Here is a 23453-nt window from a genome sequence, read left to right on the forward strand (position 1 = left end):
TATTCATAAATTATCGACATATTCGACTATAATTAAGCGAATAAAAATTGGTTGTAATTGCAGCATATTCGCATCTGAGTATAGGTTGAATACAGCAATATTTCTTCAATGAAAAGTTAATCAATATGCGTTAAGAATAGGGTCTACTTATGATGAAGTTAGGTGTGTTATGAGTGAAGTCAGGCAAAGTAATTCTGAACTGCGAGCAGAAATAATCCGATTACAAAGTGAGTTAGCAAATGAGAGGTCTCATAGCAGTAAACTTGCTGAATTAGTAAAAAATGATGAGAGGTTTGCGTTTTCAAGTGCCGAAGGCATTGGTGGGCTTTGGGATTGGGACTTAACAACAAATGAAGTTTACTATTCGCCCCGTTGGCAAAGCATGCTTGGCTATAGTGATAATGAGTTGGCTGGTACTTTAGATACTTGGAAAGCCCTAGTTCATCCTGAAGATAAAGATGTGACCTTAGCCGCAGTAAAACACTTTTTAGCAGGAGATAGTGAGTATTTCGAAATAGACTTACGAATGCAGCATAAAAATGGTGAATATATTTATGTAAGATCACGAGGGCTTTATGTAAAAAGTGATATCGACAACAAGCCAATACGCTTGATAGGTACTCACGTAGATATTTCTGAGCAGAAGAAAAATGAATTATTTGAAAAAAGGCATACAGCAATTTTAAAGATGATAGCTAAAGGTGAGCTAGCTGAGAATATTTACAATGAAATTGCGTTAATGTACGAAGAAAAATACCCAGGTATGCGTTGTTCACTGTTAGAACTTGATAACAATATACTATTACATGGCGGTGCCCCTAGTTTACCTCAAGCGTATTGCGATGCTGTTAACGGTCTTGTTAATGGCCCTAATGTTGGCTCTTGCGGTACATCAACGTACACAGGCAAAAGAGTTATCGTTGAAGATATAGCAACCGATAGTAAATGGAAAGACATCAAACAATTTGCCTTACCACATGGAATGCGAAGTTGTTGGTCTGAGCCAATTAAAAACTCGCAAGGTAAAGTATTAGGCGCTTTAGGTATGTATTATGATTTTCCTGCCCGACCAAATGCTCAACAATCAAGAGATTTACTGTCGGCGGCACAACTTGCTGGCATTATTATGGAACGAGAGCAAAATCAAAAACGCATTTTAGACTTAGCCTATGTTGATGAATTAACAGGGTTATCAAGCCGTATGTATTTCTTTTTAAGTTTACAGGAGTTGATTAAAACGTCGCGCCGTTATCAGCGTAGATTTAGTTTACTTTATTTAGATCTCGATAACTTTAAAACGATTAATGACTCATTTGGTCATGCTGCCGGCGATGCACTACTAAAAGAAGTGGCAGCAAGGTTAAACAGTACTCGCAGAGATGTTGGCTTTATAGCTCGCCTTAGTGGTGATGAGTTTTGTATTATTGTTAATAATTTAGGAGATGATTGTGATGGCGCCAATGTTGCCCAGCGTTGCTTAGCTGCAGTTTCGGCACCGCTACATTTATTTGGACGAAAATATACCCCGTCATGCAGTATTGGTATCGCCCATTATCCTGAAAATGGTGAAAATCATCAGGAGCTGGTGAAAGCAGCTGATACCGCGCTTTATGCTGCGAAGGAGTTAGGAAGAAATCGCTATGCTTTCTATAGTCAGCGCTTAACCGAGCTTGCCGAGTACCGATTGAAAGTTGAACAGTATTTAAGAGAAGCCATTGAAAATGAAGAGTTGTCGCTAGTTTACCAACCACAAGTTGATATCGTTTCAGGAAAAGTGACTGGCGTAGAGGCATTATGTCGTTGGTATCATCATGAGTTAGGGCAGGTATCGCCTGCAGAGTTTATCGCCACAGCTGAACGTATTGGAATGATAAAACCTTTAACAGAGTGGGTTTTGAAAACGGCTTGTCGACAAGCTGTAAATTGGATGACACTCGGTTATCCCGCTATTCGAATGGCTATCAACGTTTCACCAACACATTTTTTAGATGGTGATTTAGTGCCGCTCGTTGAAAAAACTATTGCTGAAACGTCAATCGCTCCTAATTCTTTGAAATTAGAAGTAACAGAGGGGGTAGTGCAAACTCATAGCGATAATGTATCGGTATTTAACAACTTAAATGCACTAGGCATAAAACTAGCAATTGATGACTTTGGTAAAGGCTATTCGTCTTTTTCATCTTTAAAACACATTAAAATTGATTGTATGAAAATAGATAAGTATTTTGTTGACGATATTTCATCTAATGATAAAACCTATCTTTTAATTCGTTCTATGGTTGAAATGGGCCACAGCTTAGGATTTGAAGTTATAGCCGAAGGTATAGAAACCTCAGAGCAATTTAGTATTGTAAAAGCGTTAGGCTGTGATGGCGCGCAAGGATATTTATTTAGCAAGCCTGTAGCGGCAAAAGGTATAGCTCAGTTGCTAAGTAAACAGCAATACCATTAAAACAATTTATTAAAAAATGAAGAGGTTTAGTTGTGCCTAAGCTGAACTCGGTTTAAGAGATAGCTAACAACATGAAGTATCGAAGAGGCTCCTATAGCTTGAGAGTATTTCTCAAATCATGGCAAATTTCGCGTCAATAGCAGGTCTTGACTCTGATTCCAACTTCGCCCTACCTTCTCCATCCATAGGGTCGTGTTGCAAGTAAAATCAACGCTGAATTAAATGAAAATAGCAGCTAGAGAAGTATTTATTAAGCCGAATTCAGATTAGCAATATAATTAGTGGTAAATAGATAAACCTAGCTCTTGGGCAAGGTTAGCTACTAGATTGGTGCCAACAACTGAATTACCGAATTTGTTTAATGGTGGGCTCCAGCTACAAATAACACCATAGTTTGGTACAACCGCTATAACACCGCCACCAACGCCACTTTTTGCAGGTAAACCAACAGAAAAGGCAAACTCACCTGACTGATCATACATACCGCTTGTTGATAATATAGCGTTAACTCTGTGAGCATCGCGAGGTGAACAAATCGCTTTGTTTGTTTTAGGATCAATTCCCTTGTTTGCCAAAAATAATAGGCTATTTGCTAATTGTTCACAGCTCATGGCAACAGAGCACTGAGTAAAATAATGACTCAATACATCCGATATTTCCGCTTCAATGTTGCCAAAGCTTTTCATTAAGTAGGCGAGAGCAGCATTGCGATTGCCATGGTTAAGTTCTGACTCATAAACATGCTTGTCAATGTATACACTCTCATCGTTAGCTAAAGTGCGCATAAAGCTCAGAAATGCCAATTTACTCGCCGAATAGTGGCTTGCTAACACGTCTGCAATCAAAAGAGCGCCAGCGTTAATCACCGGATTACGTGGAATACCTTTTTCCCATTCTAGCTGAATAATTGAATTAAAAGGCTGGCCAGAAGGCTCCATATTAACCCGTTGCCATAAATCATCACCCATACGATTCATAGCCATGACTAAACCAAATATTTTAGAAATGCTTTGAATAGAAAATGGTTGCTGGTAATCGCCAGCACCAGCAGTGCAACCTTCAATGGTTGCAACACAAACGCCCATCTGGTTGGGGCAAACGTCTGCTAGGGCAGGAATATAATCTGCTACTTCGCCTTGATTATTCAAACCTTGGTGTATTTTGATAATCTCTTCTAATTTAGTTTCTAAGTTAGCTATATTTCTAATCATGAGTTTTCGCAACTAGTACCGATTAAGCTTGCGCTGAACAGGCGTACATTATGCATAATAGTTACCTCATTGCTAGTCAGAAACGTATTCGATGTAAACTGCGAGCAAAAGAAAAATAATATTCAAGTATCTGATAATTGTAGTGGTGATAGTTATTTTGGGTTATTGAAGCGCTGGTGATAATTATTTGGCACTCACATTTTATAAAGTAAATCACTACCCTTGGTGACCATGGCAGTTAACTTGTAAGCAGTGATCATCAAGAACTTTAATTGTGGCAAATTTAATCGTGAATATAAGCGGAGTTTTTTTATTATTAAGGTTAATTTGTAGATGTTAGTTTCTTTTATTCAGTTAAAGTAAAGCTTGTGATATGAAGAGTGGTTGAAAATTACATTCATACTGATGAGTTCTATTATTTTGAAGTACTTAACATTTGAAAAATAATATCATTGCCATTGTAGTAATAAATCATCAGGTGGGTATGAACCTGATTTTGATCATGGACCAGCATTCTAAAAAATTGAAAGGGGCGGTCTAGCGTTGGCTAATAAAAATAGATAAGGCAAGAGAAAAGGAAACTCTTGAGAAAGTATTGAAGTTTAATTACTGGGCCTTCAGCGAGAATGAGATGGGTATAGACAGTAATGGTGGTGTTCATTTCTTACTGATTTTTTTACCTGTCCTTACAAAAACAGAAGTTGAAATTATTGAGTTTTGTTATAATGGCGATTTAGTACTTTTTTAATTAGCAGATTCGAAAAGTACACTTGATTAATTGAGATGATTTTGATGCCCAATATTTATATAACACACCGAAAAATGTTTAATGAAGAAGGTGTTATGCTTGGTTTTGGTGGTATAGAAAAATATATTGTAGATTTAGCTGCGTGTTTATCAAATGTTGGTTATCAGGTAGTTATTGTTCAACCCGATAAATGTGACTATCGGATAAGTTTGCAAAATTACAGCGTATTAGGTGTTAAAAATAGGCTACTTCGGGGTAATTTAAAGAAATATGCACTTTTTAATAAAGTAAAAAAAATTAGTAATCCGGAAGATATTGTGATCTTTGCATCAGATTCATATTCAGTCCCTTCAACTAATATCAGAACAATAAGTATTCAGCATGGTGTATCGTGGGATAAGCCACGCAAAAGTAAGTCAAGATTTATTCAGTTTTTTGATTCTGTTTTTCGTAGCATGAAGTACATTTCTTCAGCAGATAACTCTAAATCATTGATATGTGTAGATCACAATTTTGTAAATTGGTATCGAACCTGGTTTGATTTAAAGCAACGCAATATTCGTGTAATTTATAATTATTACGATACAAAAATAAATGCCACTGATTTTCATGATAAATGGCAAGAAACGAATGAAATTAAGATTATAATTGCACGACGGTTTGTATCGTATAGAGGGGTTGCTTCTGTAGTACCTGTGATTAAAAACTTGCTTATAGAATTTCCTAATTTAAGAGTTACATTTGCAGGGGATGGCGCTGATAAAGGATTAATTGATGAAGCCTTTAAATGTGACTGTAGAGTAAATATAATCCAATACCTACCTGTTGATAGCTATAAAGTCCATAAAAGTCATCATATTGCGATTGTGCCAACTTTAGGATCAGAAGGAACTTCTCTTGCCATGATAGAAGCAATGGCTGCAGGGTGTTGCATTATAACTACCAATGTCGGAGGCTTATCCAATGTGGTCATTGACAACCATAATGGACTTATTTTTATGCCAGGCGTTGAAGCGATGCAAAGGGCAATAGCTAAAGTACTAACTGACGTAGACTTAGCGAAAAAATTGGCTGCTAATGGTCTAGCAACAGTTTCAGATGCCTGTTCAAAGGATAGATGGCAGAAAGATTGGTTGTCGTTTATCGATGATATAAAACAGTAATTATGTGCGATTACGCTGTTAGGATGACTCTTCTATATGTGCTAATGCGGTGCATTTTATTTAAAATAAAAATGCACCGGTTAGGGTTATCAATCAGAATCTAAATGAAAAGTCATTTAATGCTGAGGCGGATTGCCATAGCTGTTTAACTTCTTATTGAACCTGCTAACCTCCAACCTATTTTGTGTGCTATACAGTAACCTAAATACTCTAAGCAACGGATCAAATCCTTTTTTACTCACCTAATTTGTTAAAAAAAACGAATGAAATGTAGATTAAGAAGTAAATGAATCAATTAAAACTAACTTACCCTAGGTGAAATTAGTGCCCTAGTTAGGGTTATTTAAAATGGTGTGTATTTCGTGCCTATTAACTTCTTGGTATCACAGGATTAAATCACGTATAGGGGGCAGAATAGGTGGGGTAGAGGGTTTTATTGGTGCTAGTGAAATCTACTACAGAATTCGACCAAACGACAAATACAAAAAAGCCCAGCTAATGCTGGGCCTATCTGATAAATGGTGCCGACTGCCGGAGTCGAACTGGCGACCTACTGATTACAAGTCAGTTGCTCTACCAACTGAGCTAAGTCGGCACACAAAACTGTGTGCGATAAATTTTACTATATAAAGTAAGTTTATCTTGGCACCGAATTACAAACGGTAATTGTAACTCTAAAATGGTGCCTCGACCCGGAATCGAACCAGGGACACGAGGATTTTCAATCCTCTGCTCTACCGACTGAGCTATCGAGGCACAATAACAATCTAATTGATTGTCCTGTACATTGTCTTCTTGGCTGTGCCCTGAAGACGGGGCGTATTAAACTGTTTTTCGTTTACCCCGTCAACCCTTTTTTTTAAATAAATGTTTGTTTGCCGTTTTTTTCTACGTATTGTTCTTTTATGGACCAATTATCGTGTTTTTTTCATTTTTTAATTGCGATCTAATATGCATTAAGCAGTATAAAGTGTGTAAGCGCCTATGATAATAAAACCTGTGCCGGCGATATAAGAAAGTATTTTTTCATCAATATAAGCAGATAAAAAGCTACCAACAAGCACACCAACCGCCGTTGCAACAATTAAAGCAGCTGATGCGGCGGTAAATACCAGCCATTTACTAACGTCTTTATCAGCAGCAAATAGCATGGTCGCTAACTGAGTTTTGTCACCAAGCTCAGCAATAAACACCGAAACAAAAATAGTAGCGAATATTTTCCAATTAATGGCCAATTCCACCTACTTATTCTCCGGCGTATATCCTTCAATTTCAGGTTCTTTACCTTCAAAAAGGTATGCAACCATGGCTGCTTCTAAAAAGGCGCGGTCATCTGGGTTCATCATATTCATTTTGTTTTCATTAATAAGCATGGTTTGCTTTTTCTGCCAATTACCAAATGCTTCTTTTGATATGTTATCAAATATTCGTTTACCCACTTCACCAGGGTAAAGTGGGAAGCCTAAGCCTTCGGCTTCTTTTTGTAAGTATTGACAAAAAACAGTACGACTCATAATTAATTCTCTTTATGCTGTTAAAAATTAAACGTTTAGCTTTTCTAAACGGGTAATTGTTGTAATTGTTTGATTAGTTTTTGCGTTGAGGCAGCAAGCCCAACTGACGCTTTCGTGGTTAAATTATACCACTGCAATGTATTATTTTCGCTGATTTCTTTTGCTGGCAAAATTTCACAATCAACCACTATAGGTTCAATATCTAGGTGAAAGTGACTAAAAGTATGGCGAAACTTGTCTAAATTAGTTGAGTTAATTTTTTTGAGATTAAGTTTTGTTAATAGATTGGTGAGCTGACTCGTTTCAGATATTTCGAGAAAACACCAAAGACCGCCCCAAATACCTGAAGGTGGGCGTTTTTCCATTAGCACTTGCTGGTTAACTCTGGGGATCACCATAATAGTGTGCTTTTCAGGGATCACTTTTTTCGGCTTTTTTTGTGGGTAGTTTGCTTGTTCCTCACCTAGATAAGCTAAACAGCCGGCATTAACTGGGCAAATTTCACAATTAGGCTTCGATCGCGTACAAACCATAGCGCCTAAGTCCATCATAGCTTGGTTGAAGCTAGCAACGCCTTTTTTAGGGGTTAAGGCTTCTGTAATTGGCCATAAGGTTTTTTCATAAATCGCTTGGCCAGCGTGTCCTTGCACCATGTAGCAGCGGGCGAGTACGCGTTTAACATTACCATCAAGAATTGCATGATGTTTATTCAATGACAAGCTTAACACTGCGCCGGCTGTTGAGCGGCCAATACCAGGTAAGGCGATAACTTGTTCAATGTCACCTGGGAAACGGCCTTGGTATTGGTCGCGTATTATTTTTGCCGATTTATGTAAGTTCCTCGCACGGGCGTAATACCCTAGGCCAGTCCAATGGTGCAGCACAGTATCTTCGTCTGCGTTGGCGAGGTCAGTAACCGTTGGGAAGCTTTCCATGAACCTTTGATAATAAGGAATAACCGTGGCAACTTGGGTTTGTTGCAACATTATTTCTGATATCCAAACACGGTATGGGGTTTTGTCTTGCTGCCAAGGCAAGTGTTTTCTACCTTGTAATTCAAACCAGTTTAAAACTTGGCGAGAAAATACTTGGGCCGATTTGGCTGATATTGTTGTTTTATTTGTCATAGCGGCGACAGTGTAGCGAATAAAACATATTTTTTCATTGCAAAAATTTCTATTGCCACTATGCTCTCGCCCAGAGTAAATATTCGTTATTAATAAAGCGCTAAACTTAAACTAGCCTTAAGGAATTAAACATGAAAGTAAATGCAAAGAATCGTAGTAACCGTTTACGTAAGAAGTTACGCGTTGATGAATACCAAGAATTAGGTTTTGATATTGCATGGCAACTAGCAGACGGTACCGATAGCGATGCAATTGACGCTTTTTTAACTAAGTTTTTTGACGAAGCTATTGAGCCAAATGGCTTAGGTTTTGGTGGTGAAGGTGACACTTTATGGCATGGTTTAGTATGCACACAAAAAATTGGCAAGTGTACTGAAGAACATCGCCAGTTAGTTGAAAAATGGTTAACTGATAACGGTGCTAAATCGGTAACTGTAAGCGCATTGTACGATGTTTGGTGGGCTGAGTAGTCTTACCAACAGGCTCAAGCTAGAGAGAAATGAACTAGCTTGAGTATCGTTTTTTGTTTTAGAAATGATATTTTATCAGTAAATTCAAATTTTTCTCGTCCACGCCCTCAATACCGAACTTATTCAGCCAATAAGCATATTCAAAACCAAGATATAATGAAGTTTTTAAATTAAGATGTTTTGCTACATCATATTTTAGTTGTGAGGTAAAATTCATACTGGAGTTAGTGCTACCGCTTGACGGCACATAATCAATAAAACCATCGTAGCTGAGTGCGCCAATTGGCACAGCCCAGTTAAGGGTAACTTGCTGACTATTTTTTACAGAGTCATTATTGCGATAGTAAATATTGACATTAAAAAAAGTAAAATGCGGGATGTTTAATTTAGTACCTAAACCAATTAAATAATGGGTGAAATTTTCACCGACCTCTGCGGTAGTCGCTATGTAAATGTTTTCAAAAGCAGCGTTTTTATATGAAGAGATCTGAAATCTTGGTGATATTTCTGCATAGGTTTCTTTGTCGCCATTGTCTGATTGTAAGCGGTCAATAAATAAAAAACTATCTCCCCAATTATAAGCAGCCGCATATTCAAAGGTAAAAACTGTGCGATTACTATCGCCTACTTGATAATTGTTACCGCGCAATAACGTGACACTTGCATCGGACCACAGTGTTTCTGCACGGCTTGTAAAGTTTGCAATAGTGGCCAATGATAATATAGCTATTGCTGATAGCTTCATACATTTTCCTTATTCTGTTTTAAATTGTGAGACGAGGCTTCTTAATTGCTGCTTTTGTAAATCAAGATCATTCATTACCAATGAAGTATTTTCAGACAAAGTTGATATTTCGCTCGCCATATCAGCAATTTTCGTGACATTTTGATTTAGCTCATTGATAACGCTTGATTGCTCTTGAGTTGCACTGGCTACTTGTACGTTCATAGAGGTGATTTCTTTTATTTCCGACACTACTTGTCCAAGTACCGTTTTTGCTTCATTGGTTTTACTTAAGCCTTCTGTTGCCAACTCGGTGTTTGCTTTCATTGCCGTTACTGTTTCATTTGCTTGCTCTTGCAGGCGTTGTATCACGTCATTAATTTCTTGTGTTGAACTTTGTGTACGCCCAGCTAACGTACGAACTTCATCGGCAACAACTGCAAAACCGCGGCCTTGTTCACCTGCGCGAGCCGCTTCAATAGCAGCATTTAATGCTAATAAGTTTGTTTGCTCCGAAATGCTACTGATTGTGTCGACAACAGAGCTAATGGTTTGAGTTTGCTCCGCTAACTTAGTAATTTTATCCTGCGTGATGCGGTTACTTTCTTGTAGTTTTGACATCACTGTACTTGAGTCATCAACTCTTTGATTTGAAATACTAACCTGCTCTTCAGAAAACTCAGTTTTTGTTGCCGTGTTGCCCGCTAATTCACTTACTTCTTGAATGCTATGGCTCATTTCGTTAGTCGCAGTTGCCACTGAGTCTGATTCAATTTGTTGGCTGTCGACTAAATGGTTAACGGTTAAGGCCATTTCTCTTAATTGCTCAAAAGAGGTTGTCATGATTTTTTCGGCGTATTTTATTTCCACCATTATGTCTCGGACTTTGCCGATAATTGCGTTAAAGCCTTTTGCTAATAGTCCAAGTTCATTGGTTCTAGTGTCATCTAGTCGTTGTGTGAGGTCTCCGCCTTGCCCTGCCATATCAAGTAGTCTGTCACCAATAAGCACGATAGGTTTGGTAATACGATTTGCTATTAATACCATTAAAAATATGAAGCCGACTACGATGACTAAATTTAGCAATGCTGTTTGGCTTAAGGCCTCGTGAATCTTAGATAAAGGCTCTGCTTTAGGTAGCATGGCAATAACTTTCCAATTTAGTTCAGGTAGGCCAACACTGGCAACATAATAATCATCATTATGGTAATTAACGACGTCAAAAATGTAGTTGGCACTGTTAGTGAGCAATTTATTTGCCGCTTGGCTAAAACCATCAAATTGCTGTAATTGTTTAGCACCAAGGCTTTTTAATTGTGGATGTATGATGACCTTGCCATGATAGTCGGTGACAAACACATAGCCATTTTCGCCAACTTTATTAGCTAAAATATCGGTGCTAATGTCATCAACGCTATAACCTAAACCCGCGATGGCTAAGTTTTGCCCTTGATATTGTACTTTGTAATTTATAAATGCGGTTAATTTGTTCGTGCCTTCTTCAAAATCAAATGCAATTTCAAATGGTTTTTCTTGTAGAAGAAACTGGAAAAACCACACGTCGTCTTGTTGATTAATGGTTTTTAATAAGCCTGATTGATTTAAGTAATTATTTGAAACATTAGAAACCCAAAAAACTGTTAAGGCATTATTTTGTTCTTGCATATGCTTTAGAAAGTTAATTGTTTGCTGCTGGCCACTTGCTGGCTCTCCAGTTAGTGCCCAATCAATTAAGTATTTGTTTTGTGTTATCGACTTTGATAATTCTAGAGGAGTACTTAGCTGCGATCTAATACGTGCTGCTATTTTGGAAAGCTGGTTTGGCAATAAATCTTGTTCAATATTTCTTTCAAATACACGACTGAATATATGGTTGTTTAAGACAATACTGACAATAGACAAGGTGATTAGTGAAGCGGTTATTACCATAATAAGTGCTTTTCTAATAGAAATATTACTTAGCCAGTTGTTCACAAGCACCTCTATTTAAACATATATATTTCTTATAGTTTTAGACTACAATCGAGAAATAGACAATTATCATCACTAACTTCTTTGTATTTGAGTTTATTCATTGAAACATGGATAATATGCGCCTTGATTTTTCTTGAAGAACGACTATGACTGAAAGACCCCACAAAACCATTGAACAAGCAGAGCAAGAAGGCAAGTACATTAGAAAAGTACGTAGCTTTGTTAAACGTGAAGGCCGTCTAACTAATGGACAAGCGAAAGCGCTTGAACAGTTTTGGGATACCATGGGTTTGAACCATGAAGATGGTATGATTAACCCTGCTACTTTGTTTGGTAATAGCAACCCGCTAGTACTAGAGATTGGTTTTGGTATGGGGAAGTCATTAGTTGAAATGGCGAAGAATGCACCTGAGCTAAACTTTATTGGTGTTGAAGTGCATCGACCAGGTGTTGGTGCTTGTATTGCGTTAGCGCAAGAGCAAGGTGTTACTAATTTAAAAGTTTATGAACACGATGCGATTGAAATATTAGCAGACTGTATTCCTGCGGAATGTTTAACAAGGGTTCAGTTATTCTTTCCTGATCCGTGGCATAAAAAGAAACATCATAAGCGTAGAATTGTTCAAGCAAGTTTTGTTGAAGCTATTCGTCAAAAGCTTAAAGTTGGCGGTGTTTTCCATATGGCGACCGACTGGGAAAATTACGCAGAATGTATGCTTGAAGATATGACCTCGGCACCTGGTTATAAAAATTTATCAGAAAATAACGATTACGTACCACGCCCAGAATCACGTCCATTAACTAAGTTTGAAAATCGTGGCCAAAACTTAGGCCATGGTGTTTGGGACTTGCAGTTTGAAAAATTAGCTTAAACTGTAGCTCGTAAATTTGTAAAAAAGAGAGCTTTAAGCTCTCTTTTTTTCACCGGCTGTTATTCTGTGGCTTGCATTTGAGCTAAGTGAATTATACTCATAGCTTCAGCCATATAGTTACAAAGCTTATCTATGTAACTTATCACGCTCAATGTGAAACAAATGCTGGCTGTTACGCAAATTTCCCGTTTCTTTTAACCATTGTTCTGTGATTATTTCTCGCATTAATGCTGCTTGTAAAATACGGCCTGTGGAAGCTGTCCAGTAGACAATAGTCGCTGCTTCGTGAGCTGAATTATTGGGCAGTTGTTCTGAGCGAGTTTCGGCCATCTCTTCAACAATGCTGTTAATAACCTTAGGCTTTAGCTCTTGCATTATTTGTTGTCTAAATTTGGTAAAATGTTTGGCTCGCATTAGTTGCCAAATTAGCCAAATCAAAAAGAGAGCTGCGATAATTACAATAAATTCCAAAATAATACTCTAACAAGTGCTACGTAATATTGCGCGTCATCATAGCAGCAATTATATTTTGACCAAATTATTTTTCGTCTTGGTAAGTTGTTATTTTTTACAGCTTCAATCCCTGAAATTCGTCATTTGTTGTTGCTAGTATCAAGGAAATGAGTGATGTTCGTTAAGTCAAAGTAAGTACTGACTATTATTTATTGTTGTCGCATTTTACGAGTGACAATGTTGCCTTGATACGCAACATTGTCACTTTTTTTATTTCACGTCTGAATAAGTCGTATTAACAAGCTTTTACTCAGTTATCTGCTCAATTAAACATTAAACTGAGCACCTTCGTGCATAAGTAATTTTGCTTTTAATGCTAAGCCGCCAGCATAACCGGTGAGTTTCCCATTGCTGCCAATAACGCGATGACAAGGCACAATTAAGGCGATTGGGTTTGCGCCATTGGCCGTGCCAACTGCGCGAACGGCTTTTTCATTGTGGATGCTTTTTGCTATCCAGCCGTAACTTTTAGTTTCACCGCAGGGAATTTCAGTGAGGGCTTGCCAAACTTGTTTTTGAAACTTAGTGCCATTTGGCGCTAGTGGTAAGTCAAAGGTTTTTCGTTCACCGTTAAAGTACTCAGACAATTGTTGGATAACGTTATTAAATTTTTTGCGATTTTCAACTAAGCCATCAATATTAATTGGCGACTTGCCAGCTTGAAATGCTAAAGCAGTTAATCCTTGCTCATTTGCTGTTAAAGCAATATCACCTAATGGTGATGGGTAAATACAGTAATACATTAACGATTTCTCCTTTATGCTGGCTTGCTACTTTCATTTGTTAGTTGTAACGAGTGCCATAAATAAATAGCGGCGTAGGCGCGCCAAGGTCGCCAACTTTGAGCCAATGTGAGTATGTCTTTATTTTTTGGTTTTATGTTATTAACAGTTAAGGCCTTGATGATCCCCAAGTCAGCACTTGGAAATGCGTCCGGATCGCTTAAACCGCGCATACCTATGTAGTTAACGGTCCATGGGCCAATACCTTTTAGTTGAGTTAACGCTTGTTCTAACTCTTCAATGGTTAATCCTTTGGCAAATATATCTTCATGAGCTTGAAAAAAGTTTACCCAAGTATGCAAAGTGGCAATACGGGAGCGGGTTAGGCCTATGTCTTGGTAGTCGACATCTTTTAAGGCGGTTATTTTGGGAAAGTATTTTCTCGTGTTTATATTTTGTGGTAATTCTATTTCACTAACCTCTTCACCATATTTTTCTGCAATTCGTTGGGCAAGCGTTGTTGCACCTTTTACTGAAATTTGTTGCCCTAAAATTGCTCTGATGGAAAACTCAAAAATATCCCAGCACCCTGGCAAGCGTAAGCCAGGGAAATGTTTTATTACCTGTGCTAATTTTGCATGACTTTTCAAATGTTGATGTATAAGTTGCATATCGGCGTCTAAATCAAACATGCGACGAACACGGGCAATAATTTGGTGTAAATAACTATAGTCGGTAAGTTTTACCGTTAAATTTAATGCATCTTTGCTGTTATGGTGCGTGACTTTTACCCAGCCACGGCAATCATCAAGTTCAATTGTACGAAAGTAATGCCCCTCGCCAATATCTTCAATGTTAGTCATTTTTCTTGAGCGGAAAAAACTTAGCATTAATGGCCAGTCAAATGGTGCTTTATATGGCAGTAAGATTGTTACTTGGCTGTCGGATGCGATAGTTTTATTTCCTCTAATTTCACTGGGTGTGCTTTGGTATGCTTTCTGTATAACTTCATTAAAACGCCGGATGCTGTTAAAGCCTGCTGCAAAGGCGACATTCGTGACCGTCAATGGAGTTGAAATTAATAATTTATGCGCGAGCAAGAGCCGTTGTTGATGAAAGAATTCGCTCGGGGGTAATCCGTAATATTGTACAAATAGCCGGCGAATTTGGCGCTCGCTGATGCCAAGCTGCTCCGCACATTTTTGTAAACTATAGTTATTTTCATAATATGCGTGCGTTATCTGTTTAATTTTTCTCGGCAATGGCATATTGGGTGCTAATTGCGGAAAGCAACGTTTGCAAGGGCGAAAGCCCGATTGTTGCGCTAATTCTGCACTTTCATAGTAAGTTACATTTTCGGGCTTTGGTGGCCGTGCTGGGCAAATAGGGCGGCAGAAAATTCCAGTGGTTATTACCGCAGTAAAAAATTTTCCATCAAAGCGAATATCACGGCTTAGTCGTGCATTCTCACAAATTTCAACACTGAGCATATTTGTTTATCACCTTGATAACTTAATTTTAGTCGATCATACGTTAGGCAATGTAAATGACTGGCGACAATCGGACAAGGCCAAAAATATAATTTCTGTGTGTTTAAGTTTGAGAACTACATTTACATATGTATACAGTATGCAATAATGTCGGTGATAATTGATTCCTATATATTATGAGAACACCATGCTAACGATAAATGCTGAAACTGTTAACCAAGCTCTTGTTTTTCCAACACTTGTTGACGCGCTTAAATCTTCTTTTGCTAGTGATATTTATGTCCCGCCTCGTTTGCATTTCGATATGGCAAACCCAAAGGCTAGTCGGGAAACAACCTTGCTTATGATGCCTGCGTGGCAAGCAGGTGAGGTTGCGGGTGTAAAAATTGTTACGGTTGCACCGGAAAATGGCGATAAAGGTTTACCATCAATACAAGGCTGTTATTTACTTATGGATGTTGATACTGGCGCTATGATGGCAATGATGGATGCACCAGCATTAACTGCGCGAAGAACAGCTGCTGCATCTGCACTCGCCTCTCGGTTTTTATCAAGAGAGAATAGTGAAACTTTGCTAATGGTTGGAACAGGAGCTTTATCAAGCAAGCTTATTGAAGCCCATGCGAGTGTTAGACCGATTAAAACGGTTTATGTTTGGGGGCGTAATATGGATAAAGCACGGGCAATTTGCCAGCAAGTTTCACATTTAAAGCTAAATTGCCAAGCAATAGATGATATAGAAACCTACATTGCAAATGCAGATATAGTTTCTTGTGCAACCTTAAGCAAGGAGCCATTAATTTTTGGCAAGTACTTAGTACCAGGGCAGCACTTAGATATGGTGGGTTCATATCGACCAGACATGCGAGAAATGGATGATGAATGTTTGACTAAATCACGACTGTTTGTTGACAACTTTGAAGGAGCACTGCGTGAAACGGGCGATATGGCAATTCCCTTAAAAGAAGGGGTGATCAATAAATCACAAGTGGAAGCGGATTTGTTTGCGCTATGCAAACAAGAGTTTTTAATGCAACGAGCCAATGACGATATCACGGTATTTAAGTCTGTAGGTCACGCCTTAGAAGACTTAACAGCAGCTAAATTGGTTACCGATTTTGTTAAATCTTCTTAAGTTGTCTAAATATATCAGGGGAAGAGAATTATGACGGAGTTTTATGCTCGTAGAGAAAAGTTAATGCAGCAACTCGATGGCGACAGCGTAGTTATTGTTGTTGGGAATTGTGCCAAAACGCGCAGCAAGAATATTAATTACCATTTTCGCCCTGATAATGATTTATATTATTTAACGGGCTTTAATGAGCCTAATGCCGTAGCACTACTTCGACCAAAACATGAAAATGAGTTTGTGCTATTCGTTCGTGAAAACGATGCCGCAGCGGAAACGAGTTTTGGCGCAAGAGCTGGCCTAAGTGGCGCCAAAGAGTATTATCAAGCCAATGAAGCATTTTGCATTAAAGATATTCACACTGAGCTGCCAAACTTATTGGAACAACGGAGTAAAGTTTACCTGCTTGATGAGCAAGAGTTTTATAGTGACTATACAAATGCTTGGCTGCATCATCAGCGCCGAAATACAGGGTTTGATATCCCTAAAGTTTATCGACAGTTATTACCGCTTCAACCTATTATACATAATGCACGTGTTATTAAATCGAATGATGAAATTGCTTTAATTCGACATGCTGTTCAGGCTTCCATTCATGGTCATAAAGCTATGATGCGACTTTGTAAACCTATGATGAATGAATTGCAATTGCAGGCAATTTTTGATCGAGAAATTGCCAATTTTGGTTGTCGAGCGGTAGCATATCCAAGCATTGTTGCCAGTGGTAACAATGGCTGCTGTCTACATTATGAAGAAAATAATAGTCTCTTAAATAATGGTGACTTAGTGCTAATTGATGCCGGGGCTGAGTACCAACAGTATTGCAGTGATATTACGAGAACCTGGCCTATAAATGGCAAATTTACTCAAGCCCAGCAACAAATTTATCAATTGGTGTTAGCGGCAATTGATGCCGCTATTATGAAGATTAAACCGGGTTTGGCTTGGAATGAAATTTATCAAACTTGTATGCAGGTGCTGGCAAAAGGGCTTATTGAACTTGGTATTCTTAGTGGCAGCTTTGAAGAGGTAATGAAAAACGAATGTTATCGACAATTTACCGTGCATAAAACTGGCCATTGGTTGGGTATGGATGTTCATGATGTTGGTAGCTATCACGATGAAAACAATAAATGGCGTTTTCTAGAAGAAAATATGGTGTTCACGATTGAACCTGGCCTTTACTTTCCGCTTGACTGTATGGATGTGGATGAAAAATGGCGTGGCATTGCAGTAAGAATTGAAGACGATATTCTGGTTACTGCTACCGGGTATGAAAATTTGTCCGCTGCCATACCGCGCACAGTGACTGAGATAGAATCCTATATGCAGTCACTTTGAGTGCAAAATAGTTATTTTGTAAATAAAGCTAACTGATATTTGACTTTCTTACTCACTTCGATGTAAATAGTGCTAGGATTAATGTAGTAGCTAAATATTGGTTATTTCGCAATTTGTAAGCGGGTTTCATGGATAAGATAATGTCGAATAAAGGCGCATTTAACAATAAGTTAAGCCGACGTGTGTTTGTTTACATTTTCTTATGTAGTGCATTTCTCTCCGTGTGCTCAACCATGATCCAACTATATGTTGATTTCCAAAGTGGTGTAACAACCTTAGATAAGCGATTTCATAGTATAGAATTAAGTTTCAATCAGTCTATTTCTACTAGTTTGTGGGACTTTAATGAGCCACTTGTTGAACAACAAATTGGTGGCATTCAACGTCTGCCTGATATACGCCATGTTAAAATTACCACCAGTTTTGGTAAAGTTTATGAAGTTGGTGACATTATTGAAAACCCACCCAAAGTTGAAACGTACCCAATAACTTTTGAAAATAATACAATTGGTACTATGGTGATAACCGCCGACTACCAAGATATTTATCAACACCTTTGGCAGCGAGCCGGCTTTATCGTTACTTCAGAGTTTATTAAAATATTCATGGTGGCATTTTGCACTTTGTTTATTGTTCATTGGTTGATCACAAAACACTTATACCGTATCACTGCCTATTCAAAGGCGTTAAGTGGCCAAAACCTAGATGAACCATTAGAGCTGCATAATAGAAATCAAGAAACCGATGAACTTGATGAATTGGTGAGTGCCATCAATGACATGCGCCTAACGTTGAAAAATGACATTATTCAATTAGAAGATGCGGAAAACGCCTTGATTAACTTAAATGGTGATTTAGAGATCAAAGTTTATGAGCGCACCGCAAAGCTAGCTGAAAGTAATCAACAATTGCAGCAATCTTTAAATGAATTAACTTTAGCAAAAGACCAATTAGTGCAATCTGAAAAAATGGCTTCCCTAGGGCAATTAGTTGCTGGTGTTGCGCATGAAGTAAATACCCCGTTAGGGATTTGTGTTACCTCAGTTAGTGCATTAAAAGAGAAAATTGCCGAATTAAACCATGCATTAATTGAAGAAAAACTTACTAAAAAGCAATTAACCTCGATATTAAATATGTTTGTAGAATACGAGCAGATAATAGAACGCAGTTTGAATAAAGCGGTAGAATTAATTCGTGGTTTTAAGTCTGTGGCGGTAGAGCAACATACTGATCCGAAAATTAATATTAATTTGGCACAACATGTTGATGATATTGTGAATACGGTTAAAACATTATTTAAACAAAAAAACTACACGATTACGACCCATGTTGACCCTGACTTTACCTTAGTAACTTACCCTAGTGCATGGAACCAAATTTTAACTAATTTTTTGACTAACTCCCACATTCATGGTTTTGAAGACAGGATTGATGGCGAAATCAGTATTGATTTTCAGGCTAATGAGGAAAACCTTATTCTTATCTATAAAGATAACGGTAAAGGCATAAAAAGTGATGTAAAAGACAAAATATTCGATCCCTTTGTTACGACTAAACGTGGTTTAGGTGGCTCTGGTTTAGGTATGAATATTGTTTATAACTTAGTAAATACAAAGCTTGGAGGGTCAATTACAATTGCAGATAGCGAACATGGCTGTTGCTTTGTGGTTAAAGTACCTTTGCTAGTAGATGAAGAGGTTAGGCCGGTAAAAAAAGGTACGCCTGACTTAAAGATCATACCTTAGTTTACCATTTCAGCAATTTACAACTTACGCTAGATTATTCATCGCCTAATAAGGTTAGTACCATATTGGTGTAATTCACTAAACCTATTACTTGTTGGTTCTCAATGACAGGTGCGGTGTTAATACCAAAGTTCTCAAATAATCTCGCGCAATATCGAACATCCATTTCTGGCGACACTGACAATAACGGTTTTGCCATGATTTCGTATAAATTTACCCGCTCAGGGGAGCGGTCTTTAGCAATAACCTGCTTGGCAATGTCAGACAATAATACTAAACCAAACTCGTCATTTTCATGACGCTTGTTAATAATTAACGCGCTTACATTGTGCTGCTTAGCTAACTTTATGCCTTCGGCAACGGTTACCATACCGTCAGTAAATTGGTAACTGTCGGTGGTCATAGCATCTTTTACTTGCACTAATTTATGACTCATATTTCTTCCTCAATTTTACCTTTTAAACGTTCAACTTGATGGGCAACGCCAACAGCATCTTGTATGTCTATTTGTATTGCTATACCTTTACCTGGCTCTTCATCAAATCCAGCCACAGTTGCAATGCGTTCTAATATTTTTCGGCATAAGTGCTCTTCAACCACAAACATTAATACGTCGCGCTGTGTTTCAAGTTGCATACCAAAAAAAGTACGCTGGCGCTTAATACCTTCGCCGCGAGCATTATTAATAATGGTTGCTCCTGTTGCACCCGCCATACGAGCTTCTTTCATTACCTTCTCGGTAACTGCATCTTCAACAAATGCAATGATCAATTTAAAATGCATTTTTGCTTCTCACTATTAGTTAGTTTCTTGTTCGAATTTGTGTTAATTGTGCATAAGCCATTACCGCAATTATTGGAAAAAGACTGGCAAATGCAATAAGCCCAAAACCATCTATTAACGGACTTCTCCCAGGTATGGTACTGGCAAGTCCTAAACCTAAAGCTGCAACTAGGGGGACCGTTACCGTTGAGGTCGTAACGCCGCCAGAATCATAAGCTAAAGGTACAATCATTTTCGGACAGAAAAATGTTTGTACTACCACCACAATATAGCCACAAATGATGTAGTAATGTATTGGGTGGCCTACGACGATGCGATAACTACCTAAGGCAATACCAATGGCTACACCTATTGCCACCGCTATACGCAAACTATTTGCCCTAATACCGCCACCGGAAACTTCTTCGGCTTTTAATGCAACGGCGATAAGTGAAGGCTCTGCAATTGTGGTACTAAACCCTATCGCAGCGGCAAAAACATATACCCAAGTATAGTTTTTCCAGCTCATGGCATCGCTTGCTAATGATTCTGGATTAATAAAAGCTGGCGCTGTTAACTGCTCTGCCATCATTTTTCCAAGCGGAAATAGTGCTTTTTCGAGCCCCAGCAAAAATAGTGCAAGGCCAAGTAAAACATAGAAAAAACCAAAGCCAACTTGTTTTACATGTGGAATTGGTTTTCGAATCACCAATAACTGAAACACTAAAATTATCGACAATATAGGTAACACATCTACTACGGTTGCTTTTAAGGTGTTAAAAAACTCAAGTAATAAATCCAATTTAGTGAGCTCCATTGCAAATAGTACAAGTTGAATAAATCATTAACTAAGCACCATGCCATACGCCATAACGAATATCATAGGTGTAAGCGAGGCAAACGCGATCAGGCCAAATCCGTCTATCATAGGGTTTCGCCCTTTAATTGATGATGCTAAACCAACACCTAAAGCCGTTACTAGAGGTACAGTAATGGTTGAAGTTGTAACGCCACCTGAATCATAAGCAATACCGATAATCCAAGTTGGCGCAAAGGCAGTCATGATCACGACAACAACATAGCCACCTAAAATAAGGTAGTGAATTGGCCACCCACGAATTATGCGTAAAACGCCAATAACAATGGCTAAACCAACAGCAAAGGCAACCGTGTATCTTAAGCCGTTGGCATATTCATTTTGTGCAATATCTGATGTTGCAATAATACCACCGCTAGCGGCAACTGTGGCTGCTTCTGCAGCTACTGCAATTAAGGAAGGCTCGGCAACCGTAGTACCAAAGCCTAAACAAAAGGCAAAGGTGAGCAACCAAACAATACTGCCTTTTTTGGCAAAGGCTTTGGCCATAGACTCACCAATAGGAAACAGCCCCATTTCTAAACCGTAGATAAAAAAGGTTAACCCTAAAACGACTAACCCTAAGCCAATAAAAATATTGCCGATATTTGGCATAGGTTGTTGCAAAACTGCAAATTGAAAAAATGCGATAACGAGAGCTATAGGCAAAAGGTCTTTACAACTACCCAAAAGCGCCTTGAAGAAAATGGTAAGCTGTTGGTTCATATCGCTAAAATCTACCGTGATAAAATTTTATTATACGAGCCTGATCTCAGTAACTTATTGATCTAAAACAAGCTCAACGTCCATTGTTAATTAATAGTAGCATAGCGTTAATTCCCGGCTAGTGCTTTTAGGTTTTTTCTTGTTAGATGTTGTAATTTCACGGGTATTATTACTTTAGATTCTCACTAAACAAAAAAGTAGGCCGTTGCCGTCCATAAAATGCCAGCAAATGACGCTGCTAATGTGGCTGGCACTAATTGTGATTTTACATGGTCCATTAAATCACAGCCTGTTGTCATAGAACTGAGAATCGTAGTATCTGAAATTGGCGAACATTGATCGCCAAAAACACTACCGTTAAGTACTGTGGCAAAACATAGCATCATAAATAATTCTGGGTTTGCTAGCGCTTGGCTTTGACATATGGCCCATGCGAGTGGCATGGCAAGTGGAAAAGCGATTGCATAAGTTCCCCAACTAGTGCCTGTCGAAAACGCTATGATCATAGTGATCAATTGTAAAATAACTGGAAGGCACCAAAACGGTAGTTGTTCACCAAGCAAAGAAACCAAAAACAAGCCTCCTCCGGTTTCTTTGCTAATGCTACCTATTATTACTGCTAACATTAAGATAACCGAGGCAAATACCACACCTTTTAATCCTTGTGTAAAGCCGTCAATGACATGATGTAATGACATGCCTTTAATGATGGCAATAATCGCTGATAACAATAACGCAGCGCCAAATGCCCAATTGATTTTTGGCGAGCCAAGTAACACAAAGCTGCCAATGGCAATAGCAGTTAAGGTAACTAATGGCAGAATAAACTCAATTACATGTGGAGAGTAGCCTTGTGGCACGTCTGATTTTTGCAACTCTTTAGCACTTAACGGCTTTGCCATTGGTGCATCTAGTTTACCTTCCTCTTCAGCACGCTTTTTTGCTAATCGAATTCGCTTACCGGCAAAGGTAGTAATATTTATACTCAGTAAAAACGTGCCTGTTACAGCAAAAATACTATAAAAACTAAACGGAATACTTTGAAAGAAAAATGCAATTCTATCGGCTTCTGTAGCTAAAAATGAAACGCCTGGAATAAATATTAGTGCTTGAACATATGCCGGCCAAGCGTTGAAGGCAAGAATAGAAGCAATAGGAGAAGCGGTTGAATCAACAATGTAGCTCATTTCTTCATGGCTGACTTTCGCTTTGTCTGCCAGTGGCCTGACGGTTGTGCCCACCAGAACTGTACTCATGGTGCCACCTTGAAAAAATAATACTCCAAGCAGCCAAGAGACTAACTTTGCTGACTTTCTACCTTTAACAAAATGTGTTGTCATAAAGTTGGCAAAAGCTTGGGCGGCACCGGTTTTAGACCAAATGCCAAGCAAGCCACCGAGTAGCCATAAATAAAGTAACAATAATGCTGCGGTACCTTCTTTTGCCAGGTTAGGAATAATGACCTTGTCGGTTAAGTCATAGCGACCTAGCATAATTGCACCAACGACAATGCCGCCTAATAAAGCCGTTAAAGGTTCACGAGTTAATAAACATAAAATAATGGTGATAAATGCAGGCAATAAAGACCAAGCACCAAAATGAAATGCTGGCTTTAATAGTTTTAATTGTTGATCCTCATCGCTGACCCATTGCTGGCTTATCGTAGGTGCACTGGCGATATTATTTAAATTTTGCTGATTTAGGGGTGAATTTTTATATTGGCTAATATTTTCAATGATGACTTTTTGGCCTTTATAAATATAGCTAGCGATGCCTTTATTATCTGTGCTCACGTCATAAACATAACTTTGTTCTATCCATTTAGGTGATACTGAAGATTTAATGTAAATAGCTGAAAATACAGCAAGAATAAAAAAGATAAAAGCTAGTTTATTGTGTTTGGTTGACATAAAA

The 23453-nt window shown here is 38.3% G+C and carries 21 protein-coding genes and 2 tRNA genes; 7 read left to right on the forward strand and 16 right to left on the reverse strand.

Annotation, left to right across the window (positions count from 1 at the left end; all coding sequences use genetic code 11):
* Nucleotides 1-169: 169 nt before the first annotated feature.
* Nucleotides 170-2452 carry a bifunctional diguanylate cyclase/phosphodiesterase gene (locus tag AC27HL_RS07905; protein ID WP_487080427.1) on the forward strand — a complete coding sequence of 761 codons (2283 nt, stop codon included), beginning with the start codon at nt 170-172 and terminating at the stop codon, nt 2450-2452.
* 278 nt (nt 2453-2730) lie between these two features.
* On the opposite strand, the gene glsB is transcribed toward AC27HL_RS07905, so the two are convergent.
* Nucleotides 2731-3663 (reverse strand): glutaminase B, encoded by a 933-nt coding sequence (gene glsB / locus AC27HL_RS07910; RefSeq protein WP_487080428.1) that lies wholly within the window; start codon nt 3661-3663, stop codon nt 2731-2733.
* Between the two features lie 822 nt (nt 3664-4485).
* Here glsB and AC27HL_RS07915 point away from each other — a divergent pair.
* Entirely contained in the window at nt 4486-5574 is a 1089-nt protein-coding gene (locus AC27HL_RS07915) for a glycosyltransferase family 4 protein (protein ID WP_487080429.1), read from the forward strand.
* A 519-nt stretch (nt 5575-6093) separates the two neighbouring features.
* Here AC27HL_RS07915 and AC27HL_RS07920 read toward each other — a convergent pair.
* The 5 genes from AC27HL_RS07920 to mutY all read right to left on the reverse strand — a co-directional run bounded on the left by AC27HL_RS07920 (nt 6094) and on the right by mutY (nt 8215).
* Nucleotides 6094-6169: transfer RNA gene (locus AC27HL_RS07920), tRNA-Thr, on the reverse strand.
* 85 nt (nt 6170-6254) lie between these two features.
* Nucleotides 6255-6330 (reverse strand) — tRNA-Phe (locus AC27HL_RS07925).
* 200 nt (nt 6331-6530) lie between these two features.
* Nucleotides 6531-6815: a TMEM165/GDT1 family protein gene (locus tag AC27HL_RS07930; RefSeq protein WP_487080431.1), complete on the reverse strand. Its 285-nt coding sequence runs from the start codon at nt 6813-6815 to the stop codon at nt 6531-6533.
* Entirely contained in the window at nt 6816-7088 is a 273-nt protein-coding gene (locus AC27HL_RS07935; protein ID WP_487080433.1) for an oxidative damage protection protein, read from the reverse strand.
* Nucleotides 7089-7132: 44 nt separating this feature from the next.
* Nucleotides 7133-8215 (reverse strand): A/G-specific adenine glycosylase, encoded by a 1083-nt coding sequence (gene mutY, locus AC27HL_RS07940; protein ID WP_487080435.1) that lies wholly within the window; start codon nt 8213-8215, stop codon nt 7133-7135.
* Nucleotides 8216-8346: 131 nt separating this feature from the next.
* Here mutY and AC27HL_RS07945 point away from each other — a divergent pair, with 131 nt between their 5' ends.
* Entirely contained in the window at nt 8347-8685 is a 339-nt protein-coding gene (locus tag AC27HL_RS07945) for a YggL family protein (protein ID WP_487080437.1), read from the forward strand.
* A 58-nt stretch (nt 8686-8743) separates the two neighbouring features.
* Here the strand turns inward: AC27HL_RS07945 and AC27HL_RS07950 are convergent, their stop codons facing one another.
* Both AC27HL_RS07950 and AC27HL_RS07955 read right to left on the reverse strand, forming a co-directional pair.
* A complete protein-coding gene (locus AC27HL_RS07950; RefSeq protein ID WP_487080439.1) occupies nt 8744-9430 on the reverse strand; it encodes a nucleoside-binding protein in 687 nt (228 codons plus the stop codon).
* Nucleotides 9431-9439: 9 nt separating this feature from the next.
* Nucleotides 9440-11383: a methyl-accepting chemotaxis protein gene (locus tag AC27HL_RS07955; protein WP_487080440.1), complete on the reverse strand. Its 1944-nt coding sequence runs from the start codon at nt 11381-11383 to the stop codon at nt 9440-9442.
* 146 nt (nt 11384-11529) lie between these two features.
* Between AC27HL_RS07955 and trmB the strand changes: the two genes are divergently transcribed.
* Nucleotides 11530-12255 carry a tRNA (guanosine(46)-N7)-methyltransferase TrmB gene (gene trmB, locus AC27HL_RS07960; protein WP_487080441.1) on the forward strand — a complete coding sequence of 242 codons (726 nt, stop codon included), beginning with the start codon at nt 11530-11532 and terminating at the stop codon, nt 12253-12255.
* A gap of 126 nt (nt 12256-12381) precedes the next feature.
* Here trmB and AC27HL_RS07965 read toward each other — a convergent pair whose 3' ends face one another.
* From AC27HL_RS07965 to AC27HL_RS07975, 3 genes are all read right to left on the reverse strand, one after another.
* Nucleotides 12382-12669, reverse strand: coding sequence for a hypothetical protein (locus tag AC27HL_RS07965; RefSeq protein ID WP_487080442.1), 288 nt, complete (start codon nt 12667-12669; stop codon nt 12382-12384).
* Nucleotides 12670-13034: 365 nt separating this feature from the next.
* Entirely contained in the window at nt 13035-13511 is a 477-nt protein-coding gene (locus AC27HL_RS07970; RefSeq protein ID WP_487080443.1) for a methylated-DNA--[protein]-cysteine S-methyltransferase, read from the reverse strand.
* A 14-nt stretch (nt 13512-13525) separates the two neighbouring features.
* On the reverse strand, nt 13526-14980 hold the full coding sequence (locus AC27HL_RS07975) for a DNA-3-methyladenine glycosylase 2 family protein (RefSeq protein ID WP_487080444.1): 1455 nt from the start codon (nt 14978-14980) through the stop codon (nt 13526-13528).
* Between the two features lie 187 nt (nt 14981-15167).
* Between AC27HL_RS07975 and lhpI the strand changes: the two genes are divergently transcribed.
* From lhpI to AC27HL_RS07990, 3 genes are all read left to right on the forward strand, one after another.
* Nucleotides 15168-16115, forward strand: a complete 948-nt coding sequence (gene lhpI, locus AC27HL_RS07980) for a bifunctional Delta(1)-pyrroline-2-carboxylate/Delta(1)-piperideine-2-carboxylate reductase (protein WP_487080445.1) — start codon at nt 15168-15170, stop codon at nt 16113-16115.
* 30 nt (nt 16116-16145) lie between these two features.
* The gene (locus tag AC27HL_RS07985; RefSeq protein ID WP_487080446.1) at nt 16146-17450 is read left to right on the forward strand and encodes an aminopeptidase P N-terminal domain-containing protein; all 1305 of its coding nucleotides are present in this window, start codon (nt 16146-16148) and stop codon (nt 17448-17450) included.
* Nucleotides 17451-17590: 140 nt separating this feature from the next.
* Nucleotides 17591-19195, forward strand: coding sequence for an ATP-binding protein (locus AC27HL_RS07990; RefSeq protein ID WP_487080447.1), 1605 nt, complete (start codon nt 17591-17593; stop codon nt 19193-19195).
* Between the two features lie 34 nt (nt 19196-19229).
* Here AC27HL_RS07990 and AC27HL_RS07995 read toward each other — a convergent pair whose 3' ends face one another.
* From AC27HL_RS07995 to AC27HL_RS08015, 5 genes are all read right to left on the reverse strand, one after another.
* A complete protein-coding gene (locus tag AC27HL_RS07995) occupies nt 19230-19631 on the reverse strand; it encodes a CBS domain-containing protein (protein WP_487080448.1) in 402 nt (133 codons plus the stop codon).
* A complete protein-coding gene (locus AC27HL_RS08000; protein ID WP_487080449.1) occupies nt 19628-19978 on the reverse strand; it encodes a P-II family nitrogen regulator in 351 nt (116 codons plus the stop codon). The genes AC27HL_RS07995 and AC27HL_RS08000 overlap by 4 nt, the downstream gene beginning before the upstream one ends.
* A gap of 19 nt (nt 19979-19997) precedes the next feature.
* Nucleotides 19998-20759 (reverse strand): DUF1538 domain-containing protein, encoded by a 762-nt coding sequence (locus AC27HL_RS08005; RefSeq protein WP_487080450.1) that lies wholly within the window; start codon nt 20757-20759, stop codon nt 19998-20000.
* Between the two features lie 42 nt (nt 20760-20801).
* Nucleotides 20802-21539 carry a DUF1538 family protein gene (locus AC27HL_RS08010; protein WP_487080451.1) on the reverse strand — a complete coding sequence of 246 codons (738 nt, stop codon included), beginning with the start codon at nt 21537-21539 and terminating at the stop codon, nt 20802-20804.
* A gap of 185 nt (nt 21540-21724) precedes the next feature.
* Nucleotides 21725-23449, reverse strand: a complete 1725-nt coding sequence (locus AC27HL_RS08015) for a Na+/H+ antiporter NhaC family protein (RefSeq protein WP_487080452.1) — start codon at nt 23447-23449, stop codon at nt 21725-21727.
* Nucleotides 23450-23453 lie beyond the last annotated feature (4 nt).

The sequence above is a fragment of the Colwellia aquaemaris genome (genome assembly GCF_057548755.1).

Bases quoted from the DNA above. Each gene is read 5' to 3' on its own strand.
- AC27HL_RS08010 (WP_487080451.1), bottom strand. From the start codon at position 21,539: ATGAACCAACAGCTTACCATTTTCTTCAAGGCGCTTTTGGGTAGTTGT.
- lhpI (WP_487080445.1), top strand. From the start codon at position 15,168: ATGCTAACGATAAATGCTGAAACTGTTAACCAAGCTCTTGTTTTTCCA.
- AC27HL_RS08000 (WP_487080449.1), bottom strand. From the start codon at position 19,978: ATGCATTTTAAATTGATCATTGCATTTGTTGAAGATGCAGTTACCGAG.
- AC27HL_RS07915 (WP_487080429.1), top strand. From the start codon at position 4,486: ATGTTTAATGAAGAAGGTGTTATGCTTGGTTTTGGTGGTATAGAAAAA.
- AC27HL_RS07945 (WP_487080437.1), top strand. From the start codon at position 8,347: ATGAAAGTAAATGCAAAGAATCGTAGTAACCGTTTACGTAAGAAGTTA.
- AC27HL_RS07950 (WP_487080439.1), bottom strand. From the start codon at position 9,430: ATGAAGCTATCAGCAATAGCTATATTATCATTGGCCACTATTGCAAAC.
- glsB (WP_487080428.1), bottom strand. From the start codon at position 3,663: ATGATTAGAAATATAGCTAACTTAGAAACTAAATTAGAAGAGATTATC.
- AC27HL_RS07975 (WP_487080444.1), bottom strand. From the start codon at position 14,980: ATGCTCAGTGTTGAAATTTGTGAGAATGCACGACTAAGCCGTGATATT.
- AC27HL_RS08015 (WP_487080452.1), bottom strand. From the start codon at position 23,449: ATGTCAACCAAACACAATAAACTAGCTTTTATCTTTTTTATTCTTGCT.
- trmB (WP_487080441.1), top strand. From the start codon at position 11,530: ATGACTGAAAGACCCCACAAAACCATTGAACAAGCAGAGCAAGAAGGC.
- mutY (WP_487080435.1), bottom strand. From the start codon at position 8,215: ATGACAAATAAAACAACAATATCAGCCAAATCGGCCCAAGTATTTTCT.
- AC27HL_RS07965 (WP_487080442.1), bottom strand. From the start codon at position 12,669: ATGCGAGCCAAACATTTTACCAAATTTAGACAACAAATAATGCAAGAG.
- AC27HL_RS07995 (WP_487080448.1), bottom strand. From the start codon at position 19,631: ATGAGTCATAAATTAGTGCAAGTAAAAGATGCTATGACCACCGACAGT.
- AC27HL_RS07905 (WP_487080427.1), top strand. From the start codon at position 170: ATGAGTGAAGTCAGGCAAAGTAATTCTGAACTGCGAGCAGAAATAATC.
- AC27HL_RS07970 (WP_487080443.1), bottom strand. From the start codon at position 13,511: ATGTATTACTGTATTTACCCATCACCATTAGGTGATATTGCTTTAACA.
- AC27HL_RS07990 (WP_487080447.1), top strand. From the start codon at position 17,591: ATGTCGAATAAAGGCGCATTTAACAATAAGTTAAGCCGACGTGTGTTT.
- AC27HL_RS07935 (WP_487080433.1), bottom strand. From the start codon at position 7,088: ATGAGTCGTACTGTTTTTTGTCAATACTTACAAAAAGAAGCCGAAGGC.
- AC27HL_RS07985 (WP_487080446.1), top strand. From the start codon at position 16,146: ATGACGGAGTTTTATGCTCGTAGAGAAAAGTTAATGCAGCAACTCGAT.